2 protein-coding genes are annotated in these 2,371 nt (G+C 38.7%); both read right to left on the reverse strand.

Going from position 1 to position 2,371, the window contains the following annotated elements; translation table 11 throughout:
• A partial coding sequence (locus WBQ70_RS11925) for a homocysteine S-methyltransferase family protein (protein ID WP_423914483.1) occupies positions 1-731 on the reverse strand: 731 nt, incomplete at its 3' end.
• 395 nt (positions 732-1,126) lie between these two features.
• Positions 1,127-2,179, reverse strand: coding sequence for an NAD(P)/FAD-dependent oxidoreductase (locus WBQ70_RS11930; RefSeq protein ID WP_423914485.1), 1,053 nt, complete (start codon positions 2,177-2,179; stop codon positions 1,127-1,129).
• Between the last annotated feature and the right edge of the window lie 192 nt (positions 2,180-2,371).

Consider the following 2,371-nt stretch of genomic DNA (forward strand, 5'->3'; position numbering starts at 1 on the left):
GCACAATTGAATCCTACGCTCAACAACGGAATGTGAGAAACGGAAATTAAGAAAGCCTCTACCGTTTGTCCAGAAAGGGTTCTTCCTGAAGCATCAGTAATGGTTCCTGAAACCATGATTGGAATATCGATATTGCGTTCGTCTTTAACTTCTTCAATCGCAAAAAGTGCTGCTTTAGCATTTAAGGTATCAAAAATAGTTTCTACCAACAATAAATCACTTCCTCCATCCATCAAGGCTTCCACTTGTTGCTTGTAGGCAATACGTAAATCATCAAAAGTTACGGCACGGTATCCTGGATCATTCACATCTGGGGACATACTTGCTGTTCTGTTTGTTGGCCCGATTGAACCCGCTACAAAACGAGGTTTGTCTGGATTTTTGGCCGTGAATTCATCGGCTACTTTACGGGCAATTTTTGCCGACTCATAGTTCAACTCATAGACCAAGTCTTCCATGTGGTAATCCGCCATACCGATGGTTGTTCCTGAGAAGGTATTGGTTTCTACAATATCAGCTCCTGCTTCAAAATAAGCAGCGTGAACCTCAGCAATAGCAACAGGTTGTGTTAAAGACAATAAATCGTTGTTTCCTTTTAACGAATGAGGAAAATCCTTGAAGCGTTCGCCTCTAAAATCTTCTTCGGAAAAATTGTAGCGTTGCAACATGGTTCCCATGGCGCCATCGAGAACGAGGATTCTTTTTTTTATTTCTTCTTGAATGCTTGGCATATCTTTGGGCTTTGAGCTTTGGGCTTTGAGCTTGATGCTCTTTGCTTATAGCTATTTATTTTATATGTAAAATTTGCTTCCTAAAAAAACTACTGTGGCTCTTTAGCCCCGATTGTAGCGGAAATCCTTTTTATTTTGTACTTCGACAAGCTCAGTATGACAAAATAAAAAGATTGAAGCGAAAAGCGGGAACTGACTTCCCTAAAAAGGCCTAATGCGCTGCTCCTTATTTTTATTTTTTAGGAAATGCAAAGTAAAGCATTAGCCTTACCACTTGCAAGTGTTTTTTTTTAAGTTACTAAGGTTCTAAGAGGCTGAGATTCTGAGAAAAATCATTAATAGAAAAGGCTCTAAGCAAAAACTTAGAGCCTTAGTAACTTAGTATCTTAGCTACTTTAATTTATCGCTTTCACAACTGCTTTTGGCGCTTCTTTACGCGTTCCATCAAATCCGTCAACTCCTGATACCGTTGTGTATTTCAACACATAACGTTTTCCTGGGTTGATGATTTGGTAAGCCGCTTGACACATCAAAGTCGCTTCGTGGAAACCACAAAGAATCAACTTTAATTTTCCTGGATAGGTATTGATATCACCGATAGCAAAAATCCCTGGAATGTTCGTTTGGTAATCCAAAGCATTGTTTACTTTGATAGCGTTTTTCTCGATTTCAAGTCCCCAGTTTCCGATAGGCCCTAATTTAGGTGTCAATCCGAAAAGTGGAATAAAGAAATCCGTTTCAATCTTGCGATGCGCTCCGTTTTCGTCCAAATCAATAGATTCTACGTGCTCTGCTCCGTTGATTCCAACTACCTCAGCAGGTGTAATCATACGGATTTTTCCAGCATCTTTTAATTCTTGTACTTTTTCTACAGAATCCAAAGCACCACGGAATTCGTTACGACGGTGAATCAAAGTTACCTCTGAAGCTACGTCAGTCAAGAAGATACTCCAGTCTAGTGCAGAATCTCCTCCACCAGCGATTACGACACGCTTGTTTCTGAATTCTTCTGGATCTTTGATAAAGTATTTTACGCCTTTGTTTTCGTAGAAATTGATTCCGTCAATCAATGGTTTTCTTGGCTCAAAACTTCCTAAACCACCAGCAATAGCAATTACTTTAGCATGGAATTCTGTTCCTTCATTAGACGTTACGATAAACGTACCATCTTCTTGCTTAACGATTGTTTCTGCACGTTCTCCTAGAGTAAACCCTGGCTCGAACTGCTTGATTTGTTCCATCAAATTGTCAACTAAATCCCCTGCTAATACTTCTGGAAATCCAGGAATATCGTAGATAGGTTTTTTAGGATACAATTCTGAAAGTTGTCCCCCTGCTTGTGGTAAAGCATCTAGGATGTGACATTTTAATTTCAATAATCCCGCTTCAAAAACGGCAAATAAACCAGTTGGACCGGCTCCTATGATAAGGATATCTGTTTCAATCATTTTTATTGACTTTGAGCTGTGGGCTTTGAGCTGTGGGCTGTAGGCTTTGAGCAATTTATTATTTAAAACTTTATTACTATTAGCAAAGTAACAACTTTGATTTTTATTATTAATGATAAAAATCATTCATAACCTCTTTGCTCTTTTCTCTTTATTCTATTCTCTATTTTCCTTATTCTTCAACGAAGCTGT

It is taken from the genome of Flavobacterium sp., assembly GCF_049590715.1.
GTDB lineage: Bacteria > Bacteroidota > Bacteroidia > Flavobacteriales > Flavobacteriaceae > Flavobacterium.